Raw genomic sequence first — 14,796 nt, 5'->3', positions numbered from 1 at the left:
AGACTCTCCGGCATGTCCACCCTCTCTCGCGACGAGGTCGCGCGCGTGGCGGGGCTGGCCCGGATCGACCTGACGCCGGCGGAGATCGACCGCCTCGCCGGCGAGCTCGACGTCATCGTCGAGTCGGTCGCCCGCGTGAGCGAGATCGCCACGCCCGACGTGCCGGCCACCAGCCACCCCCTGCCGCTGACGAACGTGTTCCGCCCCGACGTGCCGGTCGCCCCGGTGGACCGGGACGCGGTGCTGGCCGCCGCGCCGGCCTCGGAGGACGGCAAGTTCCTCGTCCCGCAGATCCTGGGGGAGGACGCGTGAGCGCGGACCTGACCCGGCTCTCGGCCGCGGCGCTCGCGGACGCGCTCGCCGCCGGGGAGACGTCGAGCGTCGAGGCGACGCAGGCCCACCTCGACCGCATCGCGGCCGTCGACGGCGCCGTGCACGCGTTCCTGCACGTCAGCGCGGACGAGGCGCTCGCGACGGCCGCCGACGTGGACGCGCGTCGCGCCGCGGGCGAGGACCTGCACGCGCTCGCGGGCGTGCCGATCGCGGTCAAGGACGTCGTCGTCACGAAGGGCCTGCCGACCACGGCGGGCTCGAAGATCCTCGAGGGCTGGGTGCCGCCGTACGACGCGACGCTCGTCGAGCGGATCAAGGCGGCAGGCCTGCCGATCCTCGGCAAGACCAACATGGACGAGTTCGCCATGGGCTCGTCGACGGAGCACTCGGCGTACGGCAACACGCACAACCCGTGGGACCTGACCCGCATCCCGGGCGGCTCGGGCGGCGGGTCGGCCGCGGCCGTCGCGGCCTTCGAGGCGCCGCTCGCGATCGGCACCGACACGGGCGGCTCGATCCGCCAGCCCGGCGCCGTGACGGGCACGGTCGGCGTGAAGCCGACGTACGGCTCGGTGTCGCGGTACGGGCTCATCGCGATGGCGTCGTCGCTCGACCAGGCCGGCCCGGTCACGCGTACGGTGCTCGACTCGGCGCTGCTGCACGAGCTCATCGGCGGGCACGACCCGCTCGACTCGACGTCGATCGCCGAGCCGCTGCCGTCGCTCGTCGACGCGGCGCGCCAGGGCGCGACCGGCGACCTCACGGGTGTGCGCGTCGGCGTGATCCGCGAGCTCCAGGGCGAGGGCTACCAGCCGGGCGTCCTGGCGCGGTTCCACGAGTCGCTCGACCTGCTGCGCGCCGCGGGCGCGGAGATCGTCGAGGTCTCCTGCCCGCACTTCGAGTACGCGCTCGGCGCGTACTACCTGATCATGCCGAGCGAGGCGTCGAGCAACCTGGCGAAGTTCGACGGCATGCGCTTCGGTCTGCGCGTCGTGCCCGAGGACAACCCGACGGCCGAGCGCGTCATGGCCGCGACGCGCGGCCAGGGCTTCGGCGACGAGGTCAAGCGCCGCATCATCCTCGGCACCTACGCGCTGTCGGCGGGCTACTACGACGCCTACTACGGCTCGGCGCAGAAGGTCCGCACGCTCATCCAGCGCGACTTCGACGCGGCGTTCGCGCAGGCGGACGTGCTGGTCTCGCCGACCGCGCCGACGACGGCGTTCAAGCTCGGCGAGAAGCTCGACGACCCGCTCGCGATGTACCTCAACGACGTCGCGACGATCCCCGCGAACCTCGCGGGCGTGCCGGGCCTGTCGGTGCCGAACGGCCTCGACGACGGCCTGCCGGTCGGCTTCCAGGTGCTCGCCCCGGCCAAGGCGGACGACCGGCTGTACCGCGTCGGCGCCGCGCTGGAGACGCTGCTCGAGAAGGAGTGGGGCGGCCCGCTGCTGGCCCAGGCCCCGGAACTGGAGACCCGATGACCACGCTCGTGGACTACGACGAGGCCGTCACGCAGTTCGACCCGGTCATCGGCATCGAGGTGCACGTCGAGCTCGGCACCCGCACGAAGATGTTCGACGGAGCGCCTGCCGGCTTCGGCGAGGAGCCGAACACGTCGGTCACGCCCGTGTCGCTGGGCCTGCCGGGCTCGCTGCCGGTCGTGAACGGCACCGCCGTCGAGTACGCGATCCGCATCGGCCTGGCGCTGAACTGCCAGATCGCCGAGACCTGCCGGTTCGCGCGGAAGAACTACTTCTACCCGGACGTCCCGAAGAACTTCCAGACGTCGCAGTACGACGAGCCCATCGCGTACGAGGGGTACGTCGACGTCGAGCTCGAGGACGGGTCGACGTTCCGCGTCGAGATCGAGCGCGCGCACATGGAGGAGGACGCGGGCAAGAACACCCACGTCGGGGGTGCGACGGGTCGCATCCACGGCGCGGAGTACTCGCTCGTCGACTACAACCGCGCGGGCATCCCGCTCGTCGAGATCGTCACCAAGCCGATCACGGGTGCGGGGGAGCGCGCGCCCGAGGTGGCGCGCGCCTACGTGCAGACCCTGCGCGACCTGTTCCGGGCGCTGGGCGTGTCCGAGGCCCGCATGGAGCGCGGTAACGTGCGTGCCGACGTCAACGTGTCGCTGCGGCCGACGCCCGAGTCGGCGCTCGGGACCCGCACCGAGACCAAGAACGTCAACTCGTTCCGGTCGATCGAGCGCGCGGTGCGCTACGAGATCTCGCGCCAGGCGGGCGTGCTCAACGACGGCGGCACGATCGTCCAGGAGACGCGGCACTGGCACGAGGACACGGGCACGACGACGTCGGGCCGCGTGAAGTCGGACGCCGAGGACTACCGGTACTTCCCGGAGCCGGACCTCGTCCCGATCGCGCCCGACCGCGCGTGGGTCGAGGAGATCCGCGCGTCGCTGCCCGAGCTGCCCGCGGCACGTCGCCGTCGGCTGCAGACCGAGTGGGGCTACGCGGACGCCGAGATGCGCGACGTGGTCAACGCCGGCGCGGTCGAGCTCATCGAGGCGACCGTCGCCGCGGGCGCGTCGCCCGCCGCCGCACGCAAGTGGTGGATGGGCGAGCTCGCCCGCACCGCGAAGCAGCAGGAGGTCGAGCTCGAGGCGCTGCCGATCACGCCCGCGCAGATCGGCGCGCTGCAGAAGCTCGTCGACGACGGCCGGATCAACGACAAGCTCGCGCGCCAGGTGCTCGAGGGCGTGCTGGCCGGCGAGGGCGAGCCCGAGGCCGTCGTCGTCGCGCGCGGGCTCGAGGTCGTGTCCGACGACGGCCCGCTGCTCGCGGCGATCGACGACGCGCTGGCGGCCCAGCCCGACATCGCCGAGAAGATCCGGTCCGGCAACCTCGGCCCGGTCGGGGCGATCATCGGCGCGGTCATGAAGGCGACGCGCGGTCAGGCCGACGCGGGCCGCGTGCGCGAGCTGGTGCTGGAGCGCGTCAAGGGCTGATCGCGCGCGTCCGCGGGGCCGGTCCGGTGCACTCCGGGTCCGGCCCCGCGGCGCGTGCGGGCGTCGGGGGCCGCGCCGGCCGCTGCAGGGGGGCGGCGCGCGGCAACACGGGGGTCACACGGCCTCCCTACGATGCGAGAGACGCACCCGGGGAACCGGGGCAGACGGGAGAAGACCGGGCGATGGAGAAGCCGACGCTGCAGGGCGAGATGATCGTGCTCCGGCCGATCCGCGCGGACGACTCCGACGCGATGTGGGACATGCTCGCCGACGCCGAGGGGAACCGGCTGACCGGCACGACCGCGACGTTCACGCGTGAGCAGGTCGACGCGTGGGCGGCGAGCCGGGCGACCGCGGAGGGCCGGTACGACTTCGCGGTGACCGCCAACGGCGGCGACGAGTTCCTCGGCGAGATCGTGCTCAACGACATCGACGAGGTGCTCCGCAGCGCGAACCTGCGGCTGTCGATGCGCCCGGCGTACCGCGGCCGCGGCTACGGCACCGAGGGCATCCAGCTCGTGCTGGGCTTCGCGTTCGACGGGCTCGGGCTGCACCGCGTGGAGCTCGACGTGCTGAGCATCAACGCCCGGGCGAAGTCGCTCTACGAGAACATCGGGTTCCGCGTCGAGGGGCGGCGCCGTGACGCGTACCGCGACGGCGACGGGTGGTGCGACGCGATCGTCATGTCGATCCTCGAGGACGAGTACCGCGCGACGCAGATCGCGCCCTGACCGCCGCGACGGTCGGTCGGGACGGCTCCGACTCGGCGGCCGGTGGTCGCGGTCAGCGCGGCAGGTACCGCTCGACGGCGGCGAGGTACGCCTCGCCGTCGAAGTCGCGGGCGACCGTCGACTGGATGACGTAGCCCTGGACGGCGGCGAGCAGCAGCGGCACCTGCTCGGTGCCGAGCACGTCGGCGTCCGGTGCCGGCGTGCCGTGCGTGCGCTGGTGCCACAGCGACACGTACCCGCGCAGCGCAGCGGCGAGGCGGTCGACGGTGCCCACCGCAAGGTCCGCGATGTCGGGGTCGGTGACGGCCTCGCCCCACAGCTGCAGGAGCACGGCGGGGTCGCCGACCTCGCGCCGGATCGCGTCGACGAGGACGCGGACGACGCCGGGTGGGGGAGTCATGGGCGTGGTGCTCGCGAGCGCCTCGATGTCGCCGAGGCGGGCGCCGACGATGCGCGACGCGACGCCGACGACGAGCGCGCTCTTGCTGGGGTAGTGGCCGTAGATGGCCCCGGCGGACAGGCCGGACTCGGCGATGATGTCGGCCATCGACGTCGCCTGGAACCCGGTGCGGCGGAACGCGCGGAGGGCGGCGTCCGCGATCTCGTCGCGGCGGGCGGCGCGGTACTCCTCGGTCACCTTGGGCACGCCCGAGCATAAAAACGAACGAACGTTCTTGACAAGCGCCGCGACGGAGGTCCAGGCTCGACAGCGAACGAACATTCGTTTTTGAGGAGCCCACCATGTCCCGCACCGGCACCACCCCGCACACCCCGTGGGGGCACGTCGCCGCCGTCGGCGCCGCGCTCGCCGCCGTCCTCACCGTCGTCGCGCTCGCGTTCCTCTGGCCGTCGGTCACGGCCGAGCCGCACGACCTCCCCGTCGCGGTCGCCGGCCCGGCCCCGGCCGCGGAACCGTTCGCGCAGCGGATCGAGTCGCAGGCGCCGGGGGTCTTCGACGTCGTGCCCGCGGCCGACCGGGCCGCCGCCGTCGAGCTGATCGAGACCCGTGAGGTCTACGGCGCCGTCGTCCTCGGGCCCGAGCCCGAGGTGCTCACCGCCTCCGCCGCGAGCCCGATGGTCGCCCAGCAGCTCGCGACCCTCGCCCCCGCGCTCCAGGCGCAGCTCACCGCCGCGACCGGTGCGCCGGTCACCGTGGCCGTCACCGACGTCGTCCCGCTCGGCGCGGGCGACCCGCGGGGCATCGTCCTCGGTGCCGCGACCTTCCCGCTCGTCCTCGGCGGCATGGTGGGCGGCATCGGGATCGCCCTCACCGTCGTGGGCGCGCGTCGCCGCGTCGCCGCCGTCCTCGGCTACGCCGCGCTCGGCGGCCTCGCGATCACCGCGGTGCTGCAGTCCTGGTGGGGCGTGCTCGGCGGCTCGTTCTGGGTGACCAGCGGCGCCGTCGCGCTCACGATCCTCGCGGTCGCGTCGGTGATCGTCGGTTTCACCTCGCTCGTCGGCCGTCGCGGGCTCGCGATCGGACCGGTGCTGTTCCTGCTCGTCGCGAACCCGATCGCCGCCGCGGCGATGCCGTGGCAGATGCTCCCCGCGCCGTGGGGTGCGATCGGCCAGTGGCTGCCGCCCGGTGCGGGCGCGACGCTGCTGCGCGACACGTCGTACTTCCCGGCCGCGGACACGACCGCCCTGTGGCTCACGCTGACCGCGTGGGCGGTGCTCGGCCTGACCCTGGCGCTGCTCGGTCACCTCCGTGACACGGGTGCTGCGACGCGGGCGGCCCTGGCCGAGGCCGAGGTGGATGCTGCCGCCGTGGGCGGTGACCGCACGCCGCAGGTCGTGACCGCCTAGCGGGCTCACGCGGTCCCGGCGGCGAAAAGCCGCTGCTCCGTCGTCGTGCACCGTCCTACCGTCGGGCGGTGCACGACGACGAGCTGACCATCACCGCCGACCAGGTCCGCGCGCTGATCGCGGACCAGCACCCGCACTGGCGCGACCGCCCCGTCCGCCCCCTCCCGCACCGCGGCACCGACCACGCCTTGTTCTGGCTCGGCGACGACCTCGCGGTCCGGATGCCCCGCATCCCGTGGGCGCGTGAGGGCGTCGACCGCGAGCACGCGTCGACCGAGCGGCTCGCGGGCCTCGTCGAGGTCGAGGCGCCGGTGCCCGTCGCGGCCGGCGAGCCCGGGTACGGCTACCCGTGGCGGTGGTCGGTCGTCCGGTGGGTCGCCGGGGAGACACCGGTGCGGCCCACCCCTGACCTCGCGCTCGACCTGGCCCGCGTCGTCCGGCGCCTGCGCGGGCTCGACCGGCCGGGCCGACGCCACGAGCGTCGCGCGCACCCGCTCGGCGACCTCACCGACCAGGTCGCCTCCGACGCGGAGTCCGTCCGGGACGAGGTCCCCGTCGACCTCGTCCTGCACGCGTGGCACGAGTCGTGCGCCGCCGAGCCGTGGGACGGGCGCGGCGTCTGGCTGCACGGCGACCTCGCGCCCGGCAACCTCGTCGTGCGGGACGGGCGGCTGGTCGGGCTGCTCGACTGGGGCGGCGCCGGGCTCGGCGACCCGGCCGGCGACCTCGGCCCCGCGTGGAACTTCTTCGACCCCCCGTCCCGTGCGGCGTTCCGCACCGCTCTCGGCGACGACGACGCGACCTGGCTGCGCGGACGCGGGTGGGCGCTGCGCCAGGCGCTGCTGCAGCTCCCGTACTACCGGACCCGGTACGTGCCGCTCGCCGACCACGCCCGCGCGACGATCCGCGGCGTGCTCGAGGACGCCGGCCTCGCTTCGTGACGACGGCACCGTCCCCGGCGCTCGGCGCGACGGCTGCGCAGGACCGCACCGGGTGTCGTCGTGCAGCATGAGGGGATGCCGCCCGTTCCGGACCTGCCGCCGGACTTCTCTGCTGCGCTCGTCTAGTCGACCGTCCGTGTCGTGACGTGGAACGTCTGGGGCCGGTACGACGACTGGGAGGCGCGCGAGGCGGCCGTCGTCGCGACGCTCGCCGAGGTGCGACCCGACGTGGTGGTCCTCGCGGAGTCGTGGGCCACCGCGACCGACAGCCAGTGCGCCCGGCTTGCCGGCCCGCTCGGACTGCCGCACCACACGTTCAGCGGGGTGCCCGCGCAGGAGGACGAGAGCGCGCTGTCCGGCGTCGCCGTGCTGTCCCGGTGGCCGACGACGCGGACCGCGAGCCACACGTTCGGCGCCGCACGCGTCGAGGAGGTCGAGATCGCGGGCCCGCGTGGCGCGCTGCAGGTCTACGGCGTCGTCCTGGACGCCTGGTGGTTCGACGAGAGCGAGGCGCGGCAGGGCGCTGTCCGCGACCTGCTCGGGCACGTGCGGCACGCAGCCGACGAGCGGGTGCCGCTGATCGTGTGCGGCGACTTCAGCTGCGACCCCGAGAGCGACGAGATCCGCATGCTCACCGGCAGGACGGCGGTGCCGGTCCCTGGGCTGTCCTTCTACGACGCCTGGGAGGTCGCGGGCGCGCGCGGCGACCCGGACCCGTCGGGCGCCACGTGGTCCAGCACCAACCCGCACGCGGCGACGCTCCTGTGGCCGGACCGTCGGATCGACTACGTGTTCTCGGCGACCCGCCGGCGCGGCGGTGTGGGGCACCCGGTCGCCGCGCGCCTGCTCGGCAGCGAGCCCGTCGACGGGACGTGGGCCTCCGACCATCGGGCCGTGCTCGCGGATCTCCGCTACTGAGCCGACGAGGCGGGGCCGCGTGTCACCGCCCTGCCCGGCGCCGTGTCAGCGCAGCCGGCCGAACGCCTCCAGGGCGACCTTTCGCTCGGTGGCGTGGTCCACGACCCGCGCCGGGTAGTCGGGCGCAGCACCGGCGGGCAGCCGCCACGGCTCGTGCACCGCGGCGCCGGGCACGTCGCGCAGCTCGGGCACCCATTGCCGCACGTACCGGCCGTCGGGGTCGAACTTCTTGCCCTGCAGCACGGGGTTGAACACGCGGAAGTACGGGGCGGCGTCTCGGCCGGTGCCCGCGACCCACTGCCAGTTGAGCTGGTTCTGCGGGACGTCCCCGTCGGCGAGCCACGCGAGGAAGTGCGCCGCGCCGCGCTGCCACGGCAGGTGCAGGTCCTTGACCAGGAACGACGCGGTCACCATGCGCACCCGGTTGTGCATCCAGCCGATCGCGCGCAGCTGGCGCATGCCGGCGTCGACGAGCGGGTAGCCCGTGCGGCCGTCCCGCCAGGCGTCGAACAGCGCGTCGGCCGCGGGGCCCGTCGCCCACGCGTCGTCCGGGACGACGGTCCGCAGCGAGGTGCTCGTCGCGTCGGGCCGGTGCCACAGCACGTCGGCGTGGAACTCGCGCCACGCGAGCTCGGACCGGTACGACGCGACGGCCGCGGAGCCGCCCGTGAGGTCGGCGAGCAGCGTGCGCGGGTGCAGCTCGCCGTACTTGAGCGGCACCGACATCGTCGACGTCCCATCGAGGTCCGGACGGTCGCGGTCGGTCGGGTAGCGCGCGAGGTCGTCGGCGACGAACTCGGCCCACCGGCGCCGGGCCGCAGCCTCACCCGCGCGCGGCAGGCGCACGTCGGTGTCCGGGGGCGCCGGCGGCCCGTCCGACCGGAGCGACGCCCAGGGCACCGACCGCGGGCGCGGCGCGGGCGCGGACCAGCCGTGGTCGAGCCATGCGCGGCGGAACGGGGTGAAGACCTCGAACGGCGTGCCCTTGCCCGTCCGCAGCCGCCCGGGCGCGACCGCGTAGGGCGAGCCCGTCGGGACGAGCGGGACGTCGCCGAGCGCCCGCTCGACGGCGTCGTCGCGGCGCCGTCCGAACGGCTCCGTCGCGGCGGTCACGTGGACCGCCGACGCCTCGACCTCCCGCGCGACGGCCGGCAGCACGTCGGCGGGCCGCCCGTGCCGTACCACGAGCCGTCCGTCCGTCGCCTCGTCGAGCGCGGCCAACGAGCGTGCGAGGTAGGCGAGCCGGGGTGTGCCCGCGGCCGACCAGAGCGCGGGGTCGACGACGAACAGGGCCACGACCTCGTCGTCCGCACCGCGCGCGGCCTCGACCGCGGCCACGAGGGACGGGTTGTCCGCGAGCCGCAGGTCGCGGCGGAACCAGTGGATCGTGGGCACCCGGCGACGGTAGCCGCGGCCGGCGGCACCGGCGACCGGTGGTGCGGCCCGCCGGACGGCGGTTCGATGAACCATGACCGAGCAGACGGAGCCGTCCGGCGCGAGCGCGCTGCGCAAGCCGTCCGAGGACCCGGACCGCCGCGAGGTGCCGCGGGACCGCGCGTTCTTCGGCCACCCGATGGGCCTGTTCACGCTCTTCGGGACCGAGCTGTGGGAGCGGTTCAGCTACTACGGCATGCGCGCGATCCTGCTGTTCTACCTGACCGACACCGTCGCGGACGGCGGGCTCGGGCTCGACGACACGCTCGGTGCGGCGATGGTCGCCGCGTACGGGACGGGCGTGTACCTGCTCTCGGTCGTCGGCGGCTGGCTGGCCGACCGCGTGATCGGCGCGCGCCGCTCGGTCCTCTACGGCGGCATCGTCATCGCCGCGGGTCACGTCGCCCTGACGATCCCGTCCGCCGGGTTCTCCTACCTGGGCATCGGTCTCGTCGCGCTCGGCACCGGCCTGCTCAAGCCGAACGTGTCGAGCATGGTCGGCGAGCTCTACAGCCGAGAGGACCCGCGGCGTGACTCGGCGTTCTCGATCTTCTACATGGGGATCAACATCGGGTCCCTCGCGGCGCCGCTCGTCGTCGGGCTCGCGCGCTCGATCGGCGGCTACCACGCCGGGTTCGCCGTCGCGGCGGTCGGCATGGGCATCGCGCTGGTGTTCTTCGTGCTCGGGCACCGGCTGCTGGGCGGTGCGGGCGAGGTCGCGCCCAACCCGCTGACCCCGGCCGACCGGCCGGCCGTCACGCGCACCGTCCTGGTGATCGTGCTCGGCGTGCTCGTCGCGGTCGCCGTCGCCTGGGTGGTCAGCGGCGGCTTCGGCCCGGCGACGTTCGTCGACGCGCTGTCCTACCTCGCGCTGGTCGCGCCGGTCGCGACCCTGTGGGTCATGTTCCGCTCCCCGAAGGTCACGGACCACGAGCGGACCCGGCTGCGCGCGTACGTCCCGCTGTTCGTCGCCGCGACCCTGTTCTGGATGATCTTCGAGCAGGCCGCGAGCACGCTCGCCGCGTACGCCGAGAAGCGGACCGACCTGGAGATCCTGGGCCGGACGGTCTCGCCCGAGGTGTTCCAGTCGATCAACCCGGCGCTCATCATCATCCTGGCCCCGGTGTTCGCGTGGCTGTGGGTCAAGCTCGACGACCGCCCGCCGACCGCCGTGAAGTTCGCGATCGGCCTGACGTTCGCCGCGCTCAGCTTCGTGTTCCTCGCCGGCATGTCGGAGGTGTTCGCCGGGACCCAGTCGCCGCCGTGGGTCCTGGGCGGCGTGTACCTGCTGCAGACGATCGGCGAGCTGTGCCTGTCGCCCGTCGGCCTCGCCGCGACGACCCTGCTCGCCCCGAAGGCGTTCCGCGGGCAGGCCATGGCGCTGTGGTTCCTCGCCCCCGCCGCGGGCAACGCGATCACCGCACAGCTCGTGCAGGCCACCGAGGGTGCGAGCGACACCGCGTACTTCGGCGGCATCGGCCTCGTCGCCCTCGTCTTCGCGGGAGCGATGTTCGCGATCGCCCCGTGGGTCACCCGCCACATCCGCGCGGGCGCGGAGTCGGACGCGGAGGCGGCCCTCCAGCACTGACCGGGCTCGTGCGTGCCGCACCGCGGTGGGAGGGTGGCCGCATGGGTGGAACCGAGAAGCTCCCGCACTCCGTCGTCACCGACGCCGTCGACGCCCGGCACTGGCGGGTCCTGCTCGGCCGGCTGCGCGCGACGTTCCGGACCGACGACTTCGCCCAGGGCGCGGCCTTCGTCGCGCGTGTCGCGGAGGCCGCCGACGCCGCGAACCACCACCCCGACGTGCTGCTGCGCTGGGGGCAGGTGACGGTCACGACGTCGAGCCACGACGTCCACGGCCTGACCCGGCGCGACGTCGACCTCGCCGCCACCGTCAGCGCGCTCGCGGACGAGCTCGGGCTCACCGGCGACGTCCCGCACAGCGAGCTGCTCGAGGTCGCGGTCGACGCGCTCGACATCCCCGCCGTCCGGCCGTTCTGGAAGGCCGTCCTGGCCTACGAGGACCAGCCCGACGACGACAACGGCCTCGTCGACCCGGCCGGGGAGGGGCCCACGTTCTGGTTCCAGCAGATGGACGAGCCCCGGCCTCAGCGCAACCGGATCCACCTCGACGTCACCGTCCCGCACGACCAGGCGCAGGCGCGCGTCGACGCGGCGCTCGCGGCCGGCGGACGGCTGCTCTCCGACTCGCGCGCTCCCGCCTTCTGGGTCCTGGCCGACCCCGAGGGCAACGAGGCGTGCGTGTGCACGTGGCAGGCGCGCGCGGCGTCCTGACCGCGCGGTGGGCGGGCCTGGCGTCGCCGCGCCGGACGTCCCAAGATGGGGCGTCGTCGCGCGCGACGTCCCGGGACGGGGCGTCCCTCGGTGCGGCGGACGTGCGGCGCGACGTGGGAGCGAGGGTGCGATGCGGCTGGAGATCGCCGTGCAGGACGTGGCGGGCGCGGCGACGGCCGCGCGGCTCGGGGCCGACCGCCTGGAGCTGTGCGCCGCGCTCGCGGCGACGGGCGGGATCACGCCGAGCCGGGGCCTCCTCGACGCGACGCTCGCGGCCGTGCCCGCCGAGGTCGGCGTGCACGTGCTCGTCCGGCCACGGCCCGGCGGGTTCGTCTACGACGCCGCCGAGCTCGACGTGCAGGTGCGCGACGTCAGGGCGGCGGTCGCCGCGGGCGCCGCGGGCGTGGTCGTCGGGGCGCTGACGCCGGACGGCGCGCTCGACCTCGACGCGCTCCGCGCCCTGGTCGACGCCGCCGGCGGGCGCGAGACGACGTTCCACCGCGCGCTCGACACCGTGCCGGACCTCGCGCGGGCGCTCGACGACCTGGCGCGGCTCGGGGTCACGCGCGTCCTCACGTCGGGCGGCGCCGCACGCTCGGTCGACGGCACGGCGCGGCTCGCGGAGACGGTCGCGACGTCGGCGGGCCGGGTCGAGGTCATGGCGGGTGGCGGGGTCCGGCCCGAGGACGTCCCGGCGCTGGTCGCGACGGGCGTCGACGCCGTGCACCTGTCCGCGAGCCGGCAGGTCGCGAGCCCGGGCGGCCCGGGCGGAGGCACCGGCGGGTACACGACGACGGACGCCGACGTGGTCGCCGCCGCGGTGGCCGCGCTCGGCCGCGACGCGCGGGTGGGCTGAGGGTCGTCGGCCCCGCGCCGGCCGCGCGGACGTCGGCGGACCCACGCGCCGCCGGCGAGGCCGGTCCGACGGTCAGCGGGTGCGCGGGGGGGCGGTCGACGCGCGCTCGACGAGCTCGGTGGGGAGCCGGACGTGCACGCCGCGCTCGCGGCCGTCGATGAGGTCGACGAGCAGGCGCAGCGCCTCGGCGCCCATCTGCTGCAGCGGCTGGCTGATCGTCGTCAGCGGGGGAGTGGCGAGCGCGGACTCGGGCACGTTGTCGAACCCGATGACGGACACGTCGGCGGGGACCCGGAGGCCGAGCGCACGGGCGACCTCGACGACGCGGATCGCGGAGAGGTCGTTCGCCGCGAACACGGCGGTCGGCGGCTCGGGGCGGGCGAGCAGCTCGTGCGCGGGCTGGTCCGCGGTCTCGGGACGGTACCCGCCGACGCGGACGAGGTCCTCGTCGACCGGCACGCCCGCGGCGGCCATCGCCTGCCGGAAACCGTCCTCGCGGAGCCGGGCGGACTCGAGGTCGGGACGGCCACCGAGGAACGCGATGCGGGTGTGGCCGAGGCCGAGCAGGTGCTCGGTGGCCAGCACGGCGCCGGCGAACGAGTCGGCGTCGACGGTCGGCAGGCCGGAGGGGCCGGTGTGCGGGTCGACGGCCACGACGGGCACGCCGGGGTGGGCCTCGACGACGGTGGGCGTGACGATGACGGCGCCGTCGATGAGCGTGCCGGACAGCCGCGACAGGTACCGCCGCTCCCACCCGACGCCGCTGCCGCCCGCGCCGCCGCCGGAGTACGCGAGCAGCTCGTAACCGGTGGCGCCGACGGCCGCCGACGCGCCCTTGAGCAGCTCGGTCGAGTAGGGCTCGAACTCGGCGACCAGGATGCCGAGGACGTTGGTGCGGTGGCTGCGCAGGGAGCGCGCGCCGAGCGACGCCTCGTACCCGAGCTCCTCGATGACCTCCTGCACGCGGGAGAGCGTCGCGGCGGCGACGCCGTAGCGGCCGTTGACGACCTTGGAGACGGTCGCGACGGAGACACCCGCGGTGCGAGCGACGTCGGCCATCTTCACGCGAGGTGCAGGGTCCACGTGGGTGATCGTAGAGCATCGATTCGATAACGTTATCGACATCGATTGACACGACCCGTGGCGGACTGCTTATCGTTACCGCCGTCCCTCCCCTTCAGTGACGACGAGGAGCTTCAACGATGAACCGGACCCGCGTCCTCCGCGGTGTGGCCGTCGCCGCCGGCCTCGCCCTGCTCGGTGCCTGTGGCACCGGCGGTGGCGGTAACGACGACGACACCAGCGCCGACGGCACGACCGAGATCACCTGGTGGCACAACTCCAACACCGGTGACGGCAAGGAGTACTACGACCAGGTCGCCAAGGACTTCGAGGCGGCCAACCCCGGCGTGACCGTCAAGGTCAGCGCCATGCAGCACGAGGACATGCTCACCAAGCTCGACGCGGCCTTCCAGGCCGGCGACGCCCCCGACATCTACATGGAGCGCGGTGGCGGCGAGCTCGCCGACCACGTCGAGGCGGGCCTGACGAAGGACATCTCCGAGGCCGCGTCCGCGGAGATCGAGAAGATCGGCGGCTCCGTCGCGGGCTGGCAGGTCGACGGCAAGACCTACGCCCTCCCGTTCTCGGTCGGCGTCGTCGGCTTCTGGTACAACAAGGCGCTCTTCGAGCAGGCCGGCATCACCGAGGCCCCGGTGACGCAGGAGGACTTCAACGCCGCCGTCGACAAGCTCAAGGCCGCGGGCATCGAGCCCGTCTCCGTGGGCGCCGGCGACAAGTGGCCCGCTGCGCACTACTGGTACTACTACGCCCTGCGCGAGTGCTCGCAGGACGTCCTGTCCGACGCGGTGACCAGCCTCGACTTCTCCGACGCGTGCTTCCTCAACGCGGGCGCGGACCTCGAGGACCTCATCAAGACCGAGCCGTTCAACGCGGGCTTCCTCTCCACCCCGGCCCAGTCGGGCCCGACCTCTGCCTCCGGCCTGCTGGCGACGGGCAAGGTCGCGATGGAGCTGGCCGGCCACTGGGAGCCCGGCGTCATGCAGGGCCTCACGGAGGACGGCAACGGCCTCGGCGAGAACACCGGCTGGTTCGCGTTCCCCGAGGTCCAGGGTGGCCAGGGCGAGCCGACCGCCGCGCTCGGTGGCGGTGACGCGTGGGCCGTGTCGCAGGACGCGCCCGACGCTGCCGTCGACTTCGTCAAGTACCTGCTGTCCGACGAGGTCCAGAAGGGCTTCGCCGAGCTCGACATGGGTCTGCCGACGAACCCGACCGCCTCGCAGTACGTGTCGGACCCGGCGCTCGCCGGCCTCCTGCAGGTCCGTGACGCGGCCCCGTACGTCCAGCTCTACTTCGACACCGCGTTCGGCGCCTCCGTCGGCGGTGCGATGAACGACGCCATCGCCCTCATGTTCGCCGGGCAGGCGACCCCGCAGGACATCGTCGACGCCACGCAGGCGGCGGCTGACGCGGAGAAGTGAT

At 74.4% G+C, this 14,796-nt stretch carries 14 protein-coding genes; 11 read left to right on the top strand and 3 right to left on the bottom strand.

Going from position 1 to position 14,796, the window contains the following annotated elements; genetic code table 11:
• Nucleotides 1-12: 12 nt before the first annotated feature.
• From gatC to OOT42_RS14590, 4 genes are all read left to right on the top strand, one after another.
• Nucleotides 13-312: an Asp-tRNA(Asn)/Glu-tRNA(Gln) amidotransferase subunit GatC gene (gatC, locus tag OOT42_RS14605; protein ID WP_124343015.1), complete on the top strand. Its 300-nt coding sequence runs from the start codon at nucleotides 13-15 to the stop codon at nucleotides 310-312.
• The gene (gene gatA / locus OOT42_RS14600) at nucleotides 309-1,817 is read left to right on the top strand and encodes an Asp-tRNA(Asn)/Glu-tRNA(Gln) amidotransferase subunit GatA (RefSeq protein WP_273651910.1); all 1,509 of its coding nucleotides are present in this window, start codon (nucleotides 309-311) and stop codon (nucleotides 1,815-1,817) included. The genes gatC and gatA overlap by 4 nt, the downstream gene beginning before the upstream one ends.
• Nucleotides 1,814-3,310: an Asp-tRNA(Asn)/Glu-tRNA(Gln) amidotransferase subunit GatB gene (gatB, locus tag OOT42_RS14595; RefSeq protein ID WP_273651909.1), complete on the top strand. Its 1,497-nt coding sequence runs from the start codon at nucleotides 1,814-1,816 to the stop codon at nucleotides 3,308-3,310. Before gatA ends, gatB begins: the two co-directional genes overlap by 4 nt.
• Nucleotides 3,311-3,492: 182 nt before the next feature.
• On the top strand, nucleotides 3,493-4,041 hold the full coding sequence (locus tag OOT42_RS14590) for a GNAT family N-acetyltransferase (protein WP_273651908.1): 549 nt from the start codon (nucleotides 3,493-3,495) through the stop codon (nucleotides 4,039-4,041).
• Nucleotides 4,042-4,093: 52 nt separating this feature from the next.
• On the opposite strand, the gene OOT42_RS14585 is transcribed toward OOT42_RS14590, so the two are convergent.
• The gene (locus tag OOT42_RS14585; RefSeq protein ID WP_273651907.1) at nucleotides 4,094-4,687 is read right to left on the bottom strand and encodes a TetR/AcrR family transcriptional regulator; all 594 of its coding nucleotides are present in this window, start codon (nucleotides 4,685-4,687) and stop codon (nucleotides 4,094-4,096) included.
• Between the two features lie 95 nt (nucleotides 4,688-4,782).
• Here OOT42_RS14585 and OOT42_RS14580 point away from each other — a divergent pair, with 95 nt between their 5' ends.
• The 3 genes from OOT42_RS14580 (at nucleotide 4,783) to OOT42_RS14570 (ending at nucleotide 7,706) form a co-directional block, all read left to right on the top strand.
• Nucleotides 4,783-5,847 (top strand): ABC transporter permease, encoded by a 1,065-nt coding sequence (locus OOT42_RS14580; protein ID WP_273651906.1) that lies wholly within the window; start codon nucleotides 4,783-4,785, stop codon nucleotides 5,845-5,847.
• A gap of 68 nt (nucleotides 5,848-5,915) precedes the next feature.
• Entirely contained in the window at nucleotides 5,916-6,788 is an 873-nt protein-coding gene (locus tag OOT42_RS14575) for an aminoglycoside phosphotransferase family protein (protein ID WP_273651905.1), read from the top strand.
• Nucleotides 6,789-6,929: 141 nt separating this feature from the next.
• Nucleotides 6,930-7,706, top strand: a complete 777-nt coding sequence (locus tag OOT42_RS14570; RefSeq protein ID WP_273651904.1) for an endonuclease/exonuclease/phosphatase family protein — start codon at nucleotides 6,930-6,932, stop codon at nucleotides 7,704-7,706.
• A gap of 45 nt (nucleotides 7,707-7,751) precedes the next feature.
• Here the strand turns inward: OOT42_RS14570 and OOT42_RS14565 are convergent, their stop codons facing one another.
• Nucleotides 7,752-9,101 (bottom strand): cryptochrome/photolyase family protein, encoded by a 1,350-nt coding sequence (locus OOT42_RS14565; protein WP_273651903.1) that lies wholly within the window; start codon nucleotides 9,099-9,101, stop codon nucleotides 7,752-7,754.
• Between the two features lie 73 nt (nucleotides 9,102-9,174).
• On the opposite strand from OOT42_RS14565, the gene OOT42_RS14560 reads away from it, so the two are divergent.
• The 3 genes from OOT42_RS14560 (at nucleotide 9,175) to OOT42_RS14550 (ending at nucleotide 12,294) form a co-directional block, all read left to right on the top strand.
• Nucleotides 9,175-10,728: a peptide MFS transporter gene (locus tag OOT42_RS14560; protein ID WP_273651902.1), complete on the top strand. Its 1,554-nt coding sequence runs from the start codon at nucleotides 9,175-9,177 to the stop codon at nucleotides 10,726-10,728.
• Nucleotides 10,729-10,769: 41 nt separating this feature from the next.
• The gene (locus tag OOT42_RS14555) at nucleotides 10,770-11,438 is read left to right on the top strand and encodes a VOC family protein (RefSeq protein WP_273651901.1); all 669 of its coding nucleotides are present in this window, start codon (nucleotides 10,770-10,772) and stop codon (nucleotides 11,436-11,438) included.
• A 130-nt stretch (nucleotides 11,439-11,568) separates the two neighbouring features.
• On the top strand, nucleotides 11,569-12,294 hold the full coding sequence (locus OOT42_RS14550) for a copper homeostasis protein CutC (RefSeq protein WP_273651900.1): 726 nt from the start codon (nucleotides 11,569-11,571) through the stop codon (nucleotides 12,292-12,294).
• Between the two features lie 72 nt (nucleotides 12,295-12,366).
• Here OOT42_RS14550 and OOT42_RS14545 read toward each other — a convergent pair whose 3' ends face one another.
• Nucleotides 12,367-13,377 (bottom strand): LacI family DNA-binding transcriptional regulator, encoded by a 1,011-nt coding sequence (locus OOT42_RS14545; protein WP_423775904.1) that lies wholly within the window; start codon nucleotides 13,375-13,377, stop codon nucleotides 12,367-12,369.
• A gap of 119 nt (nucleotides 13,378-13,496) precedes the next feature.
• Between OOT42_RS14545 and OOT42_RS14540 the strand changes: the two genes are divergently transcribed.
• Nucleotides 13,497-14,795 carry an extracellular solute-binding protein gene (locus OOT42_RS14540; protein WP_273651899.1) on the top strand — a complete coding sequence of 433 codons (1,299 nt, stop codon included), beginning with the start codon at nucleotides 13,497-13,499 and terminating at the stop codon, nucleotides 14,793-14,795.
• Nucleotide 14,796: the final 1 nt, after the last annotated feature.

The sequence above is a fragment of the Cellulomonas fimi genome, assembly GCF_028583725.1.
GTDB lineage: Bacteria > Actinomycetota > Actinomycetes > Actinomycetales > Cellulomonadaceae > Cellulomonas > Cellulomonas fimi_B.
The sequence above is the reverse complement of the archived record's forward strand: the minus strand, read 5'-3'. Positions and strand labels throughout refer to the sequence as shown.

Coding starts and splice junctions, on each gene's coding strand:
- gatC (WP_124343015.1), top strand. CDS start 13: ATGTCCACCCTCTCTCGCGACGAGGTCGCGCGCGTGGCGGGGCTGGCC.
- gatB (WP_273651909.1), top strand. CDS start 1,814: ATGACCACGCTCGTGGACTACGACGAGGCCGTCACGCAGTTCGACCCG.
- OOT42_RS14590 (WP_273651908.1), top strand. CDS start 3,493: ATGGAGAAGCCGACGCTGCAGGGCGAGATGATCGTGCTCCGGCCGATC.
- OOT42_RS14580 (WP_273651906.1), top strand. CDS start 4,783: ATGTCCCGCACCGGCACCACCCCGCACACCCCGTGGGGGCACGTCGCC.
- OOT42_RS14560 (WP_273651902.1), top strand. CDS start 9,175: ATGACCGAGCAGACGGAGCCGTCCGGCGCGAGCGCGCTGCGCAAGCCG.
- OOT42_RS14555 (WP_273651901.1), top strand. CDS start 10,770: ATGGGTGGAACCGAGAAGCTCCCGCACTCCGTCGTCACCGACGCCGTC.
- OOT42_RS14550 (WP_273651900.1), top strand. CDS start 11,569: ATGCGGCTGGAGATCGCCGTGCAGGACGTGGCGGGCGCGGCGACGGCC.
- OOT42_RS14540 (WP_273651899.1), top strand. CDS start 13,497: ATGAACCGGACCCGCGTCCTCCGCGGTGTGGCCGTCGCCGCCGGCCTC.